This window comes from Aster yellows witches'-broom phytoplasma AYWB, from assembly GCF_000012225.1.
Taxonomy (GTDB): domain Bacteria; phylum Bacillota_I; class Bacilli_A; order Acholeplasmatales; family Acholeplasmataceae; genus Phytoplasma.
This window is the reverse complement of record NC_007716.1, coordinates 145,344-164,099: the sequence shown is the minus strand read 5'-3', so window position 1 is coordinate 164,099 and position 18,756 is coordinate 145,344. Positions and strand designations below refer to the sequence as shown.

The window sequence follows — 18,756 nt, the reverse complement described above, 5'->3', positions numbered from 1 at the left end:
TATTATTTACCTTCCTTTGTGTTGAAAAAAGCTTTGCATTCTTCGTATTGTTCTTCTAATTGAGGAGTCATTTTTTCATAAGTGTATGCAAAAATATCTTTAATATTGATGTTGTTGCCTGTTTGTTCTACTTTTTGGTGTGCTAAAATAACTTCTTCTTGGGCTTCTTTTTCAAACTGTTCTACTTGTTTTTGAGTTAGATAACCTTTATTCATCAAGTATTTTTGAAAACGCACAATTGGGTCTTTTTTGCGCCACTCTAATTCTTCTTCTTTGCTACGGTAAACAGAAGCATTGTCGTTAGTAGAGTGTGCTTCTAAGCGATAAGAAACATTTTCAATTAAAGTAGGACCGTTTCCTTTGCGTGCTTCATTAAAAGCTTCTTGGGCTGCTACATAAACAGCTAAAATGTCGTTGCCGTCTACTTGAATACCAGGAATTCCACAAGCATAACATTTTTGAGCTAAAGTTTTAGCTTTCGATACTTTGTTACGAGGATTAGAAATGGAATAATGGTTATTTTGAATAAATACTACTAATGGTACTCCAAAAACAGCAGCATAGTTAAGACCTGCATTAAACTCTTCGTGTGCAGTTCCTCCGTCTCCAATAGTTGCAATAGTTACTTCTTTTTTATTTTGCATTTTACTTGCTAAGGCAAGTCCTGCTCCTAAATTAACACTAGATCCAATAATAATGTTAGTTGGTAAAATACGCAACTTAGGGTCTAATTGGGAACCTTTTTCGTTGCCATACCAGTAAAGATAAAATTTTTCTAAAGAAACTCCACGGTAAAGAAAAATTCCTGCATCACGATAATAAGGCGATACCCAATCTTGGGGTTCTAAGGCAGCAGCGACACCTACTTGAGATGCTTCTTGCCCTGAGTTAAGTAAATAGTTACCCATACGTCCTTGGCGTTGATATTTTAAGGCTGCTAAATCAGCTTGTCTACCTAAAACCATTGTTTTATACATTTTTAATAAAACATCTTTAGATATTTTTGGTTCTAATTCAGGTTGAACAATGTTGCCATTTTCGTCAAGTATTTGGAATTGTTTACCTTTTAGGGGGTCGTACACATTCGTTAACATTGTAATACTCCTTATTTTATTTATATTGGTTTGGTTTTTGATTAAATGTATATATATATCTTCATTGTGTTACTAAATATAATTAATTTAGTGTTATTTGATAATATACATCTACACTTAAATTGTACTTGAAATTAAGATAAATGATAAAACAAAATAATGAAAATTGTAAGTTTAAGATAAAAAAAATACCATATATTTTAATATATGGTATTTCAATTAATATTTATTTATTGTTGATGATGTCAACTGGTTTTTTGTTAGACAATTTATAAATAATTAAAGATATAAATAGTAGAGTTACAAAAAAAATATAACTGAATGTTAATAAATTGAATAAAAAGACTCTTACAAAAGGATTAAAGGCATAAAATGACATATTTCCCCATCTAGCTAAAACATAATATTTGTTTTTAAAAACAGAGTTGAAATATTTATCTATTATGGGTTGTTTCCAATTTTCCAATTTTTTATTTTCATATTTTTCGCCATATGCTTTTAAAAGTTCTGCTGTTTTTTCTTTTTTTGCCTCTTTATAATATGTTAAAATTTCTTCTACATTTTCAAAATCTTTTAATGGTTCCATTTCAAAAGATGAAAAAAAGTATGATAATGAACTGAACTTCATTAAAAATAATAAGAAAAATACAAAAATTAAAACCATTTGGAAAAAAGCAAAAAAGAATGCTTCTACTACAAAAATTTTACCAACATTAACACCATTAGAACCCAAAACTCTTAGAATACCCATTTTTTTATTTTGAATTTTTGCACTCATAGAAAAATAAAGCATAACCATAGCACCAGGAACGAATAAAATAAACAATATAGTCCATTTATTATTTATTACATCGCGAATACGAAAATATACATTTACTTCGCCTAAAACATCATAAAATATTTTTATTTCTTCTAATTCTTCTTTCATCATATATTGATGATTATAATAATTTTGATTTTTGCTTTGTTTTTTTAAATCTTTTTCTATTTTTTCATCTAGTAATTTTTTCATATGAAAAAGTTTTTTTTCGGCTCCTACAATTTTACCACTTAATGTAGGAAAAGTAGTCAAACCAAAAAAACTAGCTGCAATAGTAGTAATTAAAACTGATAATATTAAGAAAAGCTTTTTATTTTTAAAACTCTTTAAAGCAGACTTAGCAAAAAACGAAAAAGGCAAACGACTAGGAAAAGATACAAAATCAGTATCTTGTTGTAATACTTTAGTCTCATCAGTTTTATCAAAATTTTCTAAAGCGGGATTCCCAGTTAAGTTTGCAATTATTTCAGATGTAAGAACTTGGCCTTCTTTAAATACTAGCATTTTGTCTTTGATTTTTTTAGTAGTGTCTTTCTTTCTGGTCATATCTGATAAGACTTTACCATCTTTACATTCTAAAATACGATCAGCATATTTATAAGCATTTTCAATATCGTGAGATACAATAACTACTAATTTTTCTTTACTTAAATTTTGAAGCAAATCAAAAACTTGGGTTCCTGTTTCTGAATCTAGATTTCCTGTAGGTTCATCAGCAAAGACCATTTTAGGATTTTTCACCAAAGCACGAACAATAGCAACACGTTGTTTTTGGCCTCCTGAAAGTTCATTAACTATTCTATTTAGAAATGAAACATCCAACCCTACTTGTTTCATTAAATCATTAATTAAGGTAAAATCTGGTTTTTTATTTTGTAATTGTAATGCTAAGACGATATTTTCAAATACATTCATATCTTCTATTAAGTTGAATTCTTGGAAAATAAAACCAATCATTCCATTACGATAATTATCTAAATTTCTTTGATTAAAAGTTGTAATAGGAACTTTGCATACTTCAACTACACCGCTGTTTGCAACATCAATTCCTGTTAAAACATTTAATAAAGTAGATTTACCAGAACCTGATTTACCTAAGATAAAAACCATACCTTTATCAGGTAATTTTAAAGAAACTTCTTTCAAAGCCATCGTCATGTTACCGCGTTTAGTAACGTAAATTTTACTTAAATTTTTGACATTAAAGATTTTTAAAGTCTCCTTTTATTTACTTTGTTGATTTAAAAAAAAATTTATAATTATGCAAGTGTAAAAAATTTAAAAAGGGGTAAAAACTAATTTAATAACACAATTATTTTATCAAAATTGTTATATGCATATATACTTAAAAAAACAATATAATTCCATTTTATCTAATTTCAATGCGAAAGTGTTTAATCAAATTATAAGTAATTTTTTTCATGCAATGTTCTACGTCTTGTTTTTCTAAGTTTTTATCTAAGTTATTGAAAAAAAATCTAAGGGCAAAGGATTGTTTTTCTTTGGTTGTAGGCGTTTGATAAACATCAAATAATTCACATTTAATTAAATCAAAAGGAGTGGTTTGTTTAATGATTTGTTCGATTTGATAAAAGGAATATTTGGTATCTACTAAAAAGGATAAATCACGAATAACAGTAGGAAATTTAGGGATTGGTCGGAATGTAAGTGTTTTTGTAGTGTTAAGAATTTCATCCGATAAAAATAGTTCACAAAGAAAACTTTCTTTTAAGTGGTGTTTGGCATTAAGTTGGGGATGAGTTTTTCCGATGACTCCTATTATTTGGTTGTTAAATAATAAATTGGCTTGCATTCCTGGATGAAAATTGCTATGTTTTTGTGTTTTTTGATAAGTAAGGGTAATACCTAGAAAAGAACTAATTTTTTCAAGGATGCCTTTGGTAACAAAAAAAGAACTTGAAACATCTTGTTTGTGCCACAAAGTATTTAAGAAATTGCCACTCAAAACAAAAGCAAGACTTAATTTTTCTTGGTTGGGAAAATAAGCTTTTCCAATTTCAAAAAAAGCAGTATCAAAGGTTTGTCGTTTGTGCTGATAGCTTAAAATTTCTACTAAACTACTTAACAAACTTTGTCTTAAAATCATTTTGTCTTGTGATAAAGGATTCATTATTTTGATAAAGGGTTTTTGAGGAGCAAAAGCTTCAAACATTTCGGAGCTAATTAAACTGTAAGTAATAGTTTCATAAAATCCTAAATTAACTAAGAGTTTGCGCAATTCTCTAATATTTTTTTGTTTCAAGGTTAATTTTCCTTGAGTGGGAATTTGAATTGTTTGGGGAGGTAATTTATGACAACCATAAAATCTAGTCAAATCAGAAATGACATCTTCTTTGATTTTGACATCATAACGACGTAAAGGCGCTTGGAGGTTTAATTGTTCATTTTTGTTCTGTAGGGTTAAATTTTTTGGTGTATGTATTTGGTAATCGAGGTTTAATAACCAATTTTTGATTTGAGTAGGGCACAAAGAAAAGCCAATTTTTCTTGTAATAAAATCAAGATCTAAAGAAATAGTGGGATTAGTGCGGATTTTTTGTTTTGTAATTGTGGGCTGGTAAGTAATTTTGGCATTTGCTAAAGTGACTAAAAGTTGGCATGCTTTTTGAAAAGCTAAAGGAATAAGATTTTGGTCAATGCCTCTTTCAAAACGTAGGGAACTTTCGGTTTTGTTTTTGAGTTTTTGACAAGTTTGGGCAATAGTTTGGGGCGAAAAATAAGCAGCTTCAAGAATAATTTTGGTAGTTGTAGGTTTAATGCTGCTTTCTAAAAGTCCTACAATACCAGCTAGAGCAATGGCTTTTTTGCCATCTGTAATAACTAAATCATTTTCATCTAAAACAAAATCATTTTGGTTAAGAGTTGTAATAGTTTCTTGTGGAAAGGCTTTTCTAACTTTGATTTTTTGTATAGTGCCAGAATCAAAAGCGTGTAGGGGAATGCCGTATTCGATTAAAATTAAATTAGTGATGTCAACAACATTGTTGATGGGGTTGATGCCTGATTGTAGGAGGGTGTTGCGCAACCATAAAGGAGAAGGTTTGATGGTGATGTTTTCAAGAATGCAAACGTTATATTCATAACAACTATCGCTTTCAATTTGGACTTTTAAAGGAGATTGAGGTAATTTTGCAAAAAAATCGGGGTTTAATTTGGGAGTTGTTTTTCGGTTTGTTTGGTCTTTACTGTTTTTTGTTTTGTAGTTGATTGTTTTTTTTTCTTTTTTTTTATTGGAGTTTTGAGAAGCCAAAACTGCTTGAAGATCTTTGGCAAAACCTATGTGAGATAAAAGATCACCACGATTGGGAGTAATTCCTAATTCTAAGATAAAACCATCCATTCCTAAAGGAATTAAAGCATTACTTCCCAAAGCAATTTGGTCGTTGGGGTCATCAAAAAGATAAATTCCTTCTTGTTCTTGGGGAGTTAAAAATTTGTTACTAATGCCCAATTCTTCCAAAGCACAAAGCATCCCTTCCGAAAAAACTCCATAAATTTTTTTGTTTTTAAGGGTGGAGTTTATACCTTCCAAAAAAGAACCTTCTGAAGCTACAATAACCTTTTTGCCATTTTGTAAGTTAGAAGCTCCACAAACAATTTTGACCACTTTTATTCCGATGTTAACTTCTACTAAATTTAATTTTTGGGAGTCTTGAATTTTTTGAAAGTTAAGAATTTGTCCCACCACTAAATTAGTGTTTTTGGATAGGGGGGAGAACTTTTGTACTTCGGTAATATAATTGTTAGTTAATACAAAAATATTTTGCGAAAGGGGTTGCAAAAGATGGTTTTTTAAAATATTTTCAATAATTTTCATTGTCGGCGTTCCTTGCAAATTGTTTTAAAAAGCGAATATCATTGGCATAAAAATATCTAATATTTTCAATTTGATATTTAATCATAGCAATTCTTTCAATACCTATTCCAAAGGCAAAACCTTGATATTTTTCAGGGTCATAATTGGCGTTTTTAAGAACTTGGGGATGAACTAAACCAGCTCCTAAAATTTCTAAATATTCTTTGGTTCCATCTTTTTTGGTAATTACTAAATCAACTTCAATACTTGGTTCGGTAAAGGGAAAATAAGACGGTCTTAAGTGAATTTCTTGAGAATTTCCAAATAATTCTTTGGTAATGAGTAAAAGAGTTTCTTTGAGAACGGAAAAATTAATGTTTTTATCAATTACAAGCCCTTCGAGTTGCATAAATTGATGGCTATGGGTAGCATCATCATCGTCTTTGCGGTAAACTTTTCCAGAAGAAATAATTTTGAGGGGTTTTCCCTGGCGAGCTTTCATTTCTTTAACTTGGATGTTGGAAGTATGTGTTCGCAAAAGTTTTTGAGAATCAATATAAAAAGAGTCTTGCATTTCTCTTGCGGGATGGCCTTTGCCCATGTTGAGCATTTCAAAATTATAAAAAAGGGTTTCGATTTCGTTGCCTTCTTTAATTTCATAGCCCAAAGATAAAAACAAATCTTCAATTTTTTCAATGATTTGATTAAGGGGGTGAGTGCTTCCTTGGCAAAAATTAAATGCTGGTAAAGTAGGATCAATTTCTTCTTGGAGTATTTTGGCGTTTAGTTGGTTTCTTTTTAAAGTTTCTTTTTCTTTTTGTAAAGTGAAAATAATTTCTTGTTTTAAAAAGTTAATTAACTTGCCTGCAACTGATTTTTGGGCATGAGGGAGGTTTTTTAGTTCTTGGGTAAGTTCAAACAAGATACCTTTTTTGCCTAAAAATTCTTTGTCTAAGATCATTAATTTGTCTAAATCATATTTGTTTTTTTGTAAACTGGTGTGGAATTGTGCGATTAATTTTTTGATTTTGGTTTGCATAAAAATGATTACACTTTCTTTATTTTGGAAATTAAAAATATTAGGGTTCAGGATTAAAATTAAAAAAACTACATTTGAATTATCGAAATAATTTGTCCTTTAGTAAGTAACGATAGCCACATTCCTAAGGTAGATCCTAATAAAACTCCTAAAGAAACACCAAAAGATCCTTTTTTTAATCCTAAAATAGTGCCTCCCAAAAACATTCCTGCTACCATTGCTGTTAAATGTAATTGGGTGGTTTTTTGGTAAATATCTGTTTGAGTAGGTTTGCTTAAATAAATTGCCAATACAACAATGACAATAGAGTTAAAAATAATGCAATTGCTTAACAGTTTGCTACTTAAAAAAGTTTTTTTGGGTGGGTTAGTTTGGGGAAAATTGTTTTTTTTAATTAAGGCTTTTCTTGTTTTTTGGTTCATATAAATATCCTTTCTGGGATGAAAGTTGTAAAAATGTATGTTAGAAATGTTTTCAAAATATATAATTTGTGATTTTTGATTTTGGATTATTTTTTTATTTTATATTTGGTTCGCACAAAACAATTAAAAGAGAAAAATAAAGTTAAGTTGGCGATTTTTTTAATAAAATTTATTTGTCCTTATAAGCTTTATTATGAGCTCCTAATGCAACGCGTCCTGAAGGATCTTTTATTTTTTAAAAAGCTTTTTTTTCACAAAGGAAATAAGGTTTCAAAAATTTCGCGATAAATATAGCCTTCTTTATTTGTAGGAGTATTATAAAGAAAAGGAACATAAGTATTTTTTTTAATTACATATCTGTGATTTTGGTTTGGGCAAGTTGTTTTAAAGCATCAATCCAACTGTAGTCTACTCCATCAGAAAATTATTCTTTTTGACGCCTTTGCTATTTATGCAGCACATTTTATCTTTGGGATTGAGTCTCATGGCAACATCTAAAAAGTTTTTGTTTAAAAAAGATGCTCACACCTCTGCTCCCCAAACACTCATTGTTTTGTTGTTGGATCATGCACAATCATATAAATGTAATTAAGCTAATTTGCGGACTGTTTCTTTGTATAATTATGGAGTATTAGGAGCTTTATGGAAATATAGAAAACCTCCAAAAATTTCATCAGCACCTTCGCCAGAAAGAACCATTTTAACACCCATAGCTTTAATTTTGCGAGCGCCATTAAATGCATATAAAGGAATTGATGCGCGAATAGTTATAATATAATGCGTTTCAATGTGATAAATAACATCTTTTAAAACATCCATGCCTTTTCTTGAATAGTAAAATTAATTTAATAATGTGTTTGTATTTATAATAAAATAATATTTAAGATTTATTTTTTTGATTGATTAATAAATTATGAAGTCCAAACCCTAATGCTTTTTTTTGTTTAATGACGAGTTCTTGTAAAGGCAATTCTGGGTGTATTTCAGGTTCGTAGTCTGAATATGGATAATATTTAACTTCTTTTAAATCTTTGTTTTGTTCCAAAGTATTGCGGTTTAATCCCATTTTATCAAAGGCACCTGCAAAAATTAAATTAGTTAATAAAGGTTCAGTGAGGAAAGGAAATAATTGTTGTTTAAACGTTTTAAAAGAATAATAAAGTGGAGATTGTGAAGTTTTTGTTAATTTTTGGTACTCTTTAATTAAATTTTTTTGTTTTTTCATTAATTCTTGGCAAAAAGAAACATTTATTCCTTTAATAATGGTAAGAGGCAAAAATAATTTATTGTCCTGAAAATAATATTTATCTTGGCTACTAAATATATGGGGTGGTTCTATAATGATTCCTTTTTGGATAACTTCTTTTAGCAAAATTTCTGTTTGGGATGTATCCCCAATAGCATCATTTAATAAAGTAATTACAAAAGCAATAAAATGATTGGCTTTTAAATAAGCCATACGATAACTAATTAAAGAATAAGCGACGCTGTGACTTTTGTTAAAACCGTAATTGGCAAATTTTAAAATATAATCATAAATTTTATAGGCTATTGTAAGGTCACGTCCTTGTTCTTTGCTTTGGGCAATAAAGTTGTTTTTTTCTTGCAATAATAAATCTTTTTCTTTTTTGCTAATAGCTCTTCTAAAAAGGTCTGCTTGGGCAAGACTGTATTTGGCAAAGACAGCTAAAATTTGCATAATTTGTTCTTGATAAAGAATAATGCCATAAGTGGGTTGGAGGATAAAATCAATCAAAGGACTAAAAAAAGTGGTAGTTTTTTGATGGCGGTTTTTTAAAAACATATTAAAAGAATCGATGGGTCCTGGTCTGTTTAAGGCAAGTAAGGCAATTAGGTCTTCGAACTTTTGGGGCATCATTTTTTGTAAAAAGATTTTGGCGTTGTAAGATTCTAATTGAAAAATACCTATTGTTTTTCCTTGTTGCAACAACTCAAAAGTTTTTTTGTCGTTTAAAGGTATTTTAAAAAGACTAAATTTGAAGTTATTTTTTTGAATGGCTAAAACCATTTGATTTATCAAAGTAAGACTTCTTAATCCCAAAAAATCTATTTTGAGAAGTCCGATTGATTCAAGGTCAGAGGCTTCCCATTGGGTTTGTTGTAAGTTATTGTGAGTGCCTTTTTGTAAAGGAATAATTTGATAAAGAGGGATTTGGCTTAAAATAATTCCTGCTGGATGGGTCCCTGTAAAGCGTGGCATTCCTTCGATATAAGATGCCATTGTAAGTAAGTTTTTCATTTGCAAATCCAAAGTTTCTTTTTGATAAGTGCTTTTTTTATCCAAATATGCCAAAACACGTTTGGTTTGGAATTCCTTTACTGTGGGCATAAATTTCACTAATTCATTAATGATGGCTTTTTGACTTACAAATCTACCAAAAGTAATAATACTTGCTACGTGTTTGGTGCCGTACTTTTGACAAACATATTGAATAATTAAATCCCTTGTATTGTCTGGAAAATCAAGGTCAATATCTGGCATATTTTTTCTTTGAGGATTTAAAAAACGCTCAAAAATAAGTTCATATTGTAAAGGATCAATTTCTGTAATTTGTAAACAAAAACACACCAAAGAACCCGAAGAAGAGCCTCTACCAGGGCCTACTAAAATACCTTGTTTTTTGGCGTATCTTACAACATCACCTACAATTAAAAAATAATTATCATATTCCATATCAGCTATAATTTTTAATTCTTGATCTAGTCTTTGTTGGTATTTCGTATATTTAGGGCTTTTAAAATTAATATATTGGCGTAAACCTTCATAAGATATTTGTTTTAAGTAATCTTTGGCAGTTATTTTTTGGGGTTGTAAAAAATCAACAAAGGAAGGCAAAAAAAATTTTTGTGGTAAATAATTTTGATATTTAATAGAAAAGATTAATTTTTTTAAATAAATAAACATTTTTTTGTGTGTTTGGGCGTTGTATGTGCTATCAAAATTATCTTTGGTTAAAAAAGATAAATCAGTTTGGTTGTCGTTTTTTTTATTTTCCATTTGTGTAAGTATTTGATAGGTTGGTTGGGCTTGAAAAGTATCATAGCAAGTTTTATTAACTGGTACATAAGGAATTTGGAAGTGGTTTGCAAAATCAATGATGTTTTCAGAAAGTAATTCCAAAAAGGAATTTTGATAAGAAATACCCAATACAAGTTCGTCAAATATTTTTAATAATTGAGTAGATATTTGAAAAAATTTATCTTTTTGGTCGCGGAAAAAGATTTCATCAAAAAAAGGATTTTCTCCAGGAATCAAAGTAAACAAACCTTTTCCTAAATTAGCAATTTTATTTAAGTTAATTTGGGGTGTTTCTTTATTTTTAATAATAGTTGAAATTTGAATTAAATTTTTGATTCCTTGGTCGTTTTTAGCATAAATTAAAAGTGTTGCTAGTTGATTGTTGTGAAAAAAATTTATTTTAAGTCCTAAAATAGGCTTGATTTGGTATTTATGACATAATTTTAAAAAAGTTGGCATGCCATATAAATTATCATCACTCAAAGCAACAAAATCATAATTATTTTCTTTGGCTTTTTGCACCAAAGTTTCTAAAGAATTAAGACTTTGCAATAAGCTATAAAAACTTTGCAAATAAAAAACGCCTCTCATAATTACACTTCCTTGCTGGCTGAAAAATAAAAATATTCTTGTTTTGGTTGATTTATTTTAATTCTGATGATAAATTAACACATCAAAAAAATGATTATTTTAATGGTTATGTATTATATGAATTTATTTTGATTTTTACAATGCGGAAATAAAATAACATCACGAATATTTGCAGTATCGGTTAAAAGCATAACCAAACGATCAATTCCCATTCCAAGACCACCAGTTGGAGGCATGCCATAATTAAGGGCGTTTAAGAAATCATAGTCCATGTCATTGGCTTCTTCGTTGCCTAATTGTTTTTGTTTTAATTGGTTTAAAAAGCGTTTTTCTTGTTCGATAGGGTCGTTAAGTTCTCTAAAAGCATTAGCAAATTCCTTACCTACGATAAAAAGTTCAAAACGGTCAGTAAAACGAGGATCAAATTCATTTTGTTTTGCCAAAGGGCTTATTTCCAGTGGATGTCCGTAGACAAAAGTAGGCTGAATGAGGGCATTTTCTACGTATTTTCCAAAAAAAGCCTCAATGATATGTCCTTGACTAAAGTGGGGCATAACTTCAATTTTGTGTTTTTTTGCCAAAGAAAGGCATTGTTCCAAGGTAAAATGGTCTGTAAAATCAATTCCTGTCTTTTCCTTGATTGATGCAACCATACTTACTTTTGCAAAATGGGAAAAATCAATTTCTTGGTTTTGGTAAGTAAATTGCAACTTGCCAAAAATTTTTTGGACTAATTCTTGTAAGCATTGTTTTGTTAAGTCCATAATATCTTGCATATCAGCATAAGCCAAGTAAGCCTCAATAGTGCTAAATTCGGGATTATGTGTGGCGTCAATTCCTTCATTTCTGAAAAGACGTCCAATTTCATAGACTTTATTCATCCCACCAACAATTAATTTTTTAAGGGGCAATTCGGTGGCAATTCTCAAGTAAAAATCACAATTAAGAGCGTTGTGATGAGTGATAAAAGGTTTGGCAGAAGCGCCTCCCAAAGTTGGTTGTAAAATGGGGGTTTCTACTTCTAAAAAGCCTTGATTATCAAAAAAATTTCTAATGTATTTCATAATCAAACTGCGAGTTAAAAATACTTGTCTTGTTTTTTCGTTTACGATTAGATCAACATAGCGTTTTTTTCTCATATCTTCGCGATTTTGCAAGCCATGAAATTTGTCAGGTAAAGGTTTTAGAGCTTTGGTAAGGTGAATAAATTCCAAGGCTTTAATGGTTAATTCTTGCGTTTTGGTTTTGAATAAAAACCCTTTGATGCCTATGATGTCTCCTAAATCACAATTTTGATAAATTTGAAAAGCATCTTTTCCCACCAAATCCAACTTTACATATGCTTGTATTCGAAAATCAAAATCTTGTAAATGCAAAAAACCCGCTTTGCCTTGTCCTCTTTTTAAAACAATTCTACCAGCTACACAAACATTGATTTGTGATTGTTCGAAGGCTAAACTATCTTCTTTTTGGTATTGCAAAATAATTTGTTTGATGGAATGAGAAGGGACAATTTTTTTTCCAAAAGGATCGATATTTATTTTTTTTAATTCATTCATTTTTTGATGTCTAATAATTTCTTGTTCGCTTATTTTTTTTTTCATTTATATGTTCCTTGCATAATTTTTTTAAACATTTAATCTTTATTATACCAAAAAAACTTGGTTTTTGATGATGTTTTTGGAGTAGTAGGGGGGTTTTTTGTGGTGAAATGAAAAAATTTTATTTGGTGATTGGAAAAAGCAAAAAAAGTTAATTTGAATAAAATCAAAAAAGACAATCATAAATAATGCTTTTGAGATTGGTAATTGAATTTTACAAAATTAAAATTGTTTGTTTTTAGTTGATGAATTAAAATGTGAAATCAAAATATTTTTAAAAGAAATGATTTGCAAAAAAAGATAATTTTTAAAAGGATGTTTTTAAAAAGTAAAAAGTGTCTAAACTTTTGGAACACCTCAATGGAATGCAAAATAAAAACAAAAACATATAAATAATAAAACATAAATTAACAAGTCACACAAATAAATAATTACTTCATTTTTAAATAAAAAACTTATTTTATTCATAATTGCTATTTTAAATAACTATCATTTTTAAATAAGTGCTTTTTTATTGCAAATAATAAATAAAATAATAAATTTTCTAATTTTGGATTTTCTAATTACAAATAAGAATTAATAATTTTTTAAAAAATCAAAAAAATATAAAGGAGTAAAATTGCATTTATTTTTGTTGTTTTTTTTATTATAGGAGGGTTAAGTTTCTAACAGAAGAGTAAAAAAATGATTCTCAAAGTTAAAATATTTTTTTGGGAAACTATTTTAGGTGATGAAACTTCCAATTTAAAAACTGAAATTAAAGAAGTAGATTTAGGACTGTGTTCTAATATTCTGGGCTGTTCAGTTTTTTAGATACTTTTAGAACGCCTAAAGCTATTAATACCAAAGATAAAACTCAATTCATTCCATGTGTTGTTTTTAGAAACCAAGCCGAAAACATGAGTATGTATTTACATAAAGGTTCAAAAGTATATTTAGAAGGAACGTTGTCAATTGAAAAATATACCCATAACGAAGGTGAAAATAAAACTGCTACTAAAGTAATAGTTCAAAAAGTTATTTTTATTTATTTAATTTAGTGTTTGGTGGGATAAGTAAAGAAATTTTGGGCTAAAGAGTTTCTGTACATATCAAGAGGTAAAAAAATACTTTCTTCCCCTATTAAACGATTAAATATATCTTTTTTTATTTCTTCTAAAGTAGTTGAATCGTCTAAAATCCAATTAATAATAGCTATTTGAAGAAAATCATTTCTTATTTTATCGGCAGGATTTAATACTTTTACTTTAAAAATATCAAAATCTTCTTTTCTGTATTCTTCTTTTACTGATATTTCTTGTTTTTGTTCTGTATCAATATTATAAACATTACAAGCAAAAGTATTAGCTAAATCTTGGTAATTATTTAGAGCTTTTATTAATCCTAAAATCCCTTCTTGATATAATTCCTATTTAGTTAAAGATTTAAGGTAATGTTTAAATTGATAAACTAGTTTTTTTACCAAAGAGGTAAATGAAGTTCGATTAATTGATTACGAATCCCTAAATTCTTTTTATTTTTTAAAGAAAAATATTATAATTTTAATAATCCAAAAAATGAAAAATAACTAGTTTTTTTATCAGCTGATAAAACCAACAGATATAAATTTAAGCTTTGAGTTACTTTTTTATATAAAAGGTTGAAAAGCTTAAATTTATATCTAAGTGATTCCAAAACTTGTTTATTGGTATGTTTATCTAAAAGTTTATTATTTTTATCAACCTTAAACTCTTTGACAACTTACGCTTTTCTAGTTTTTAAAAATATTTTAATTTGCAATATTATTATATATGTTAAAATATAATTACATGAGGATATTTTAATTTGAAGATATTTTAATTTGAAGATATTTTAATTCAAGTGTTGATAAAAATTAAATAAAAAAAGGAGATCTATAATTGTTAAAAAAATTAGTTAAAAATAATTATTTAGTTTTTTTGATGTTAATAACATTAATTATGATTTTTTCCTCATCAATATTTAGTAAAAAAATTTTTGCGCACAATGCAACAAATATACAAAAAAAAACATCTAGTGAAATTTTAGAAGTCAAAAATAAGAAATTTAATTTTATTGATATAGATTGTAAAAAATTTTCTCTCTTGGCTTTAAACAGAATTAATTTATTTAATTTAGGGATAACAATAAATCCTAATAATGTTGAAAAATTAAATGATATTACTCAAAAATGTTGTGATATAATCAATAGCGAATCTTCAAATAAGTTTAAAAGTCAAAAATCTATTCAAGAATCTTCGAATACAAATTTAGTAAAAATTGTGAATAATTTGAAAAAAGTTATTGTGAATAATTCAATTCGCAATAGTATAGAAATCAATGATACTTTTACAAATTGGAATCAGTATTTTGAAAATTGTTGTGTTATATTATTATCATCTCTCATCGAATGTAGCGAAACATATTCAGATGATGAATCCGAGTCTATTTTAATTTTTATGTCTTCTCAAATAACAGGTATGTTATCAGATATGTTGATAAAATATATTCTATCTGATTAAATTTTTATAATTTATTTTAATTATTGATTTAATAATAAGAAAAATATTTTTTAGTATTTAGAAACAATAAGGAAACCAACTTAAAAGTTGGTATTTTTTTTAATGGTTCTTTAATCACCTACAATATTCTAGTAAATGGTTTTTAAACTATTACTTTCAGATTTAACCCTTTTTTAAAAGTTGAAATAATACATTTAAACATCTATATCATCTTTTTCAAATCAATTATCAAAATTAAACTAAAAATCATATCAAAGAATTAATTGGAAAAAAAATATTTCCATAAATTAGAAACTTTACAATTACAACAATTAGATCCTAAAAAACGAGAAAAATACAATAAACCCATTAAAACTAATTATAAGAAAGGATTAAACATTATTTATTACTGAAAAGAAGATTTAAAATATATTAAATCTTTCTTAATTAAAACCAAACAAGGTTATAGGTTGAAAAAGTTATATCCTATGTATAAATATTCACTAAAAGAAGATAATTAATAGTTTTATAACACTTTAACTAACGTTTTTTAAAATATATAAAGATTAACTTATTTAAGGAGTGATATAATATATAACTCCCTATTTTCTTTTTTCATTATTAAAAAAGAGGTGTTTTGAATTCAAACCAAACAAAATCCCCTAACGCGCTGAAGCGCTAACAAAAATTATAAGTACACACAAATAAAAGAAGAAAAATAAAAATCTCCCAGTTGCGAGCAACACCTTTTTTTAAATAAATAATAATCATTCATAGTTATAATGATTATGTATATGATATAAAAAAAGAAAAAATATTTCAATTATGAAAAATAAAAAATTAAGAGAAATATTAAACAAAAAAATAAATTATTACAAACTCTAATGAAAAAAATTATAAAATTGATAAAAAAACAGTTTTTTAATTGTTTTAACGATTTAAAAAAACTAAATTTAACAACTATTTTAAAAAATATCAAAATCAAAAGAAACACTTATTGTTGGTTGAAAGTCGAAAATAAAATCAAAACCAAAGAAGAAAAATACTTATTACAATAAAACCCTATTAAAGTTTTATGTCAAATTCATGAATATTTTTATGGTCATCGTAAAATTACTAATTTATACCAAAAAAATCTTTAATGAAACCATCACTAAGAAAAAAGTTTATTTCATTATGAAAGAAAATAATTTCTTTATATTTTTGATAAAAACAATTACCATTTAAAAAAATTATGTTATAATTTACTATATAATAAATTTTTATTATATAATTTAATTATTTAAATAAATTTTTATATAAAATCAAAAGAGGTAGCGGTGTAAAAGAGTATTATGTGAAGAAGGCATTCTATGAAGCATAAGAAAGGTAACCATCGCCGAATAATAATTATGGCAATAATTTATTATGAGATTATAGAAAATATCTATAATATTCTTGCTGTTTTAACAGCAAAGGCGCTTTAATCAAGTTTCTCTCAAACCTTCTTTTAAGAAGGTTTTTTGTTTTATAGGAAGGAAAGTCATTTGCTAACGTTATATTTTTCAAGAATTAAGAATTATTTTAAAGCTAAATATCTTTTTTTAACAATTTTAATTATTATTGTATCTTTTTTGTTATATGATGATTTCTATCCTCAAAATACTAAAAATAAAGATGAAAATGTTTTAGTTGTAGGAATGGAATGCAATTACAAACCTTATAATTATCTTTCTAATAATAAAGATAAAGAACCACATCCTTTAACAATAAATGGTAAAGAAAGTGATATTGGTGTTGTTGGATATGATGTTTTAGTAGCTAAAGAATTAGTTAATTATTTAAATGAAAAGTATGATAAAAATATTAAATTATTAATTAAAAAAATAGATTTTAATAGTTTAATTCCTGCTTGTCAAAAAGGAGATATTGATTTAATTATTGCAGGGATGAGCAAAACAGAAGAAAGACAAGCCCAAATTGATTTTACTGACCATTCTTATTATGATGAAGATCAATCTTATTTTATTATTATAAATAAAAATAATCCTTATTTTGATAAGGATTATTTTAAAAAACAAATTAATAATCAAAATATCGACCAAATTCAATTACCTGGAAAAATTTTATATCAACGAGGAACTTTTTACGAACAAATAGCCAAAACATTAAAAGGAAATGAAGCAGAAGGAATTGATAATTTTGATTTCCAAGCTCAAAAAGTTCAAACAGACTCCAATTATTTTTATTTAGCTGATGCAAATGTTGCCCAAAAACATTTACAAAATCATAATAATTTAGAGCGAATAGAAATCCAAAAAAAAACAATTTTAGATAACGAAATAAAACAAGCCGCTGGAGGACTTGCTATTGGATTTAAAAAACAAGAAGAAATTATTAAAAAAAAAGGCATTACCAAAAAAGACATTGATGATTTTTTAACAAAAGAACCTACCACAGAAAATAAATACACACTTACCATCAAAAAAAGAAAAGAATTCATGGATAAACAAAACTCAGAAAAAGATACATTAAATATATGGTCTATTTTTAAAAATAATTTTTCTCTTTATAAAAGAGGCATTTTAACAACTCTTAAATTTGGGTTTTATGGAACTTTTGGAGGTTTTGTCTTATCTTTATTGTTAGTTCTTTTCCAAGTGTTAGATATTACCAAAAAGAAAAGTCATTTTTTAATTTATTATTTGCATCAAATAGGATGTATAATTATTAATTTTTATATATGGATTATTAAAAGCACTCCTATGTTAGTGCAAGCTTTTGTGAGTTATTTTTTCTTAAAAGAGTTTATTTTTTTCAAAAATGCTACTTGGTATACTCCAATGTTTGCTGCTTATATGGTAATTATTTTAAATACTATGGGCTATATTTCAGAAATTATTACTAAAAATATTTACTTTTTGGATAAAGGGCAAATTGAGGCTTCCTTGTCTTTAGGAATGACACATACTCAAACAATGCGTTATATTGTTTTACCCCAAGCTATTAAAAGATCACAAACTCCTATTTTAAATGAGTTTATTATTAATTTAAAAGATTGTGTTGTTTTTAGTATGTTAGGTGGAATTATTGATATTGCTTGTGCTTCTAATGCTTTGTATAGTAGTGTTGCAAGCCCTAAACCTTATTATATTTCTTCTATTATTTATTTTATTATTGTAGGAACTGTTGTTTTCTTTTTGAAAAAAATGGAAAAAATAAGACAAGTTTAAATTATATAATATAAGATATTAAAATAAATATCTAATTATAACAGCCCAAACAACAAGATATTATTATTAAAGATAAATAGCAAAAAAAAATCAGATATGCTTGGAAATCGTTTTATATTTTGAGGTATAAATACAAAAAGCCAAAGCAAAATGATAAAAAATATAGAATTAATTATAGACTCTCCAATTATTTCCAATTTATCAAAATTGAATAATAAAGTTTTTTTAAAATTTGATTAATATCTTTTGGTAAAAAAATTATTATTTTTAATTTTTGTATTTCTTCTTTTTTAAAGGATAATAACGTTTATGTTAAAACATTTCTACAGCTACATATATCCTAAAAACCAATAAACCTATTACTAAATAGACAATTACAAACAAACATTTAAAAAGTAATTCTTCTCTTAACATAAGTAATCCAAATAAAAACAATTTAATAAAAAAAATACAGAAATAAAATGCATTCCATATCCTCTTATAATAATTATATATCGTGCCTTCTAATAAAGGTTCATCATAAAAATTAATATTTCCCAAGATAAATTATTTATTGATTTATTATAAATTTTTATAATTATTGGTAGATGTGTGTAAAAAGTTGGCAAATAAAATGGGGATT

The 18,756-nt window shown here is 26.8% G+C and carries 11 protein-coding genes, 4 pseudogenes and 1 riboswitch; of the genes and pseudogenes, 6 read left to right on the top strand and 9 right to left on the bottom strand.

Going from position 1 to position 18,756, the window contains the following annotated elements; genetic code table 11:
- Positions 1-2: 2 nt before the first annotated feature.
- From pdhA to lysS, 8 genes and pseudogenes are all read right to left on the bottom strand, one after another.
- Positions 3-1,094 carry a pyruvate dehydrogenase (acetyl-transferring) E1 component subunit alpha gene (pdhA, locus tag AYWB_RS00650; protein WP_011412419.1) on the bottom strand — a complete coding sequence of 364 codons (1,092 nt, stop codon included), beginning with the start codon at positions 1,092-1,094 and terminating at the stop codon, positions 3-5.
- 226 nt (positions 1,095-1,320) lie between these two features.
- On the bottom strand, positions 1,321-3,072 hold the full coding sequence (locus AYWB_RS03420; protein WP_011412418.1) for an ABC transporter ATP-binding protein: 1,752 nt from the start codon (positions 3,070-3,072) through the stop codon (positions 1,321-1,323).
- Positions 3,073-3,283: 211 nt separating this feature from the next.
- Complete coding sequence (gene pheT, locus AYWB_RS00640; protein ID WP_041639801.1) at positions 3,284-5,752, bottom strand: phenylalanine--tRNA ligase subunit beta; 2,469 nt, start codon at positions 5,750-5,752, stop codon at positions 3,284-3,286.
- A complete protein-coding gene (gene pheS / locus AYWB_RS00635) occupies positions 5,739-6,770 on the bottom strand; it encodes a phenylalanine--tRNA ligase subunit alpha (RefSeq protein ID WP_011412416.1) in 1,032 nt (343 codons plus the stop codon). The genes pheT and pheS overlap by 14 nt, the downstream gene beginning before the upstream one ends.
- A 68-nt stretch (positions 6,771-6,838) precedes the next feature.
- Positions 6,839-7,192, bottom strand: coding sequence for a hypothetical protein (locus tag AYWB_RS00630; protein WP_011412415.1), 354 nt, complete (start codon positions 7,190-7,192; stop codon positions 6,839-6,841).
- A 254-nt stretch (positions 7,193-7,446) separates the two neighbouring features.
- Positions 7,447-8,029: pseudogene (locus tag AYWB_RS04500) on the bottom strand (asparagine synthase-related protein); the annotation flags it as partial.
- 43 nt (positions 8,030-8,072) lie between these two features.
- Positions 8,073-10,805, bottom strand: coding sequence for a DNA polymerase III subunit alpha (dnaE, locus tag AYWB_RS00620; protein ID WP_238374417.1), 2,733 nt, complete (start codon positions 10,803-10,805; stop codon positions 8,073-8,075).
- Between the two features lie 131 nt (positions 10,806-10,936).
- Positions 10,937-12,427: a lysine--tRNA ligase gene (gene lysS, locus AYWB_RS00615; protein ID WP_011412411.1), complete on the bottom strand. Its 1,491-nt coding sequence runs from the start codon at positions 12,425-12,427 to the stop codon at positions 10,937-10,939.
- Between the two features lie 681 nt (positions 12,428-13,108).
- Between lysS and AYWB_RS04370 the strand changes: the two genes are divergently transcribed.
- Together AYWB_RS04370 and AYWB_RS00610 are read left to right on the top strand one after the other, a co-directional pair.
- Complete coding sequence (locus AYWB_RS04370) at positions 13,109-13,237, top strand: hypothetical protein (protein WP_274376783.1); 129 nt, start codon at positions 13,109-13,111, stop codon at positions 13,235-13,237.
- Positions 13,238-13,257: 20 nt separating this feature from the next.
- Positions 13,258-13,464 (top strand): annotated as a pseudogene (locus AYWB_RS00610) (single-stranded DNA-binding protein); the annotation flags it as partial.
- 296 nt (positions 13,465-13,760) lie between these two features.
- Here AYWB_RS00610 and AYWB_RS04365 read toward each other — a convergent pair.
- A pseudogene (locus tag AYWB_RS04365) lies at positions 13,761-13,924 on the bottom strand (sigma factor); the annotation flags it as partial.
- Between the two features lie 398 nt (positions 13,925-14,322).
- Between AYWB_RS04365 and AYWB_RS00605 the strand changes: the two are divergent.
- From AYWB_RS00605 to AYWB_RS00590, 4 genes and pseudogenes are all read left to right on the top strand, one after another.
- Positions 14,323-14,943 carry a hypothetical protein gene (locus AYWB_RS00605; protein ID WP_011412410.1) on the top strand — a complete coding sequence of 207 codons (621 nt, stop codon included), beginning with the start codon at positions 14,323-14,325 and terminating at the stop codon, positions 14,941-14,943.
- A 184-nt stretch (positions 14,944-15,127) separates the two neighbouring features.
- Positions 15,128-15,443: pseudogene (locus AYWB_RS00600) on the top strand (phase variable surface lipoprotein); the annotation flags it as partial.
- 381 nt (positions 15,444-15,824) lie between these two features.
- Positions 15,825-15,980 carry a hypothetical protein gene (locus AYWB_RS04495; RefSeq protein WP_425303922.1) on the top strand — a complete coding sequence of 52 codons (156 nt, stop codon included), beginning with the start codon at positions 15,825-15,827 and terminating at the stop codon, positions 15,978-15,980.
- Between the two features lie 242 nt (positions 15,981-16,222).
- Positions 16,223-16,393: riboswitch (Lysine riboswitch) on the top strand.
- A 55-nt stretch (positions 16,394-16,448) separates the two neighbouring features.
- Positions 16,449-18,134: an ABC transporter permease subunit gene (locus AYWB_RS00590; RefSeq protein WP_238374416.1), complete on the top strand. Its 1,686-nt coding sequence runs from the start codon at positions 16,449-16,451 to the stop codon at positions 18,132-18,134.
- Positions 18,135-18,756 lie beyond the last annotated feature (622 nt).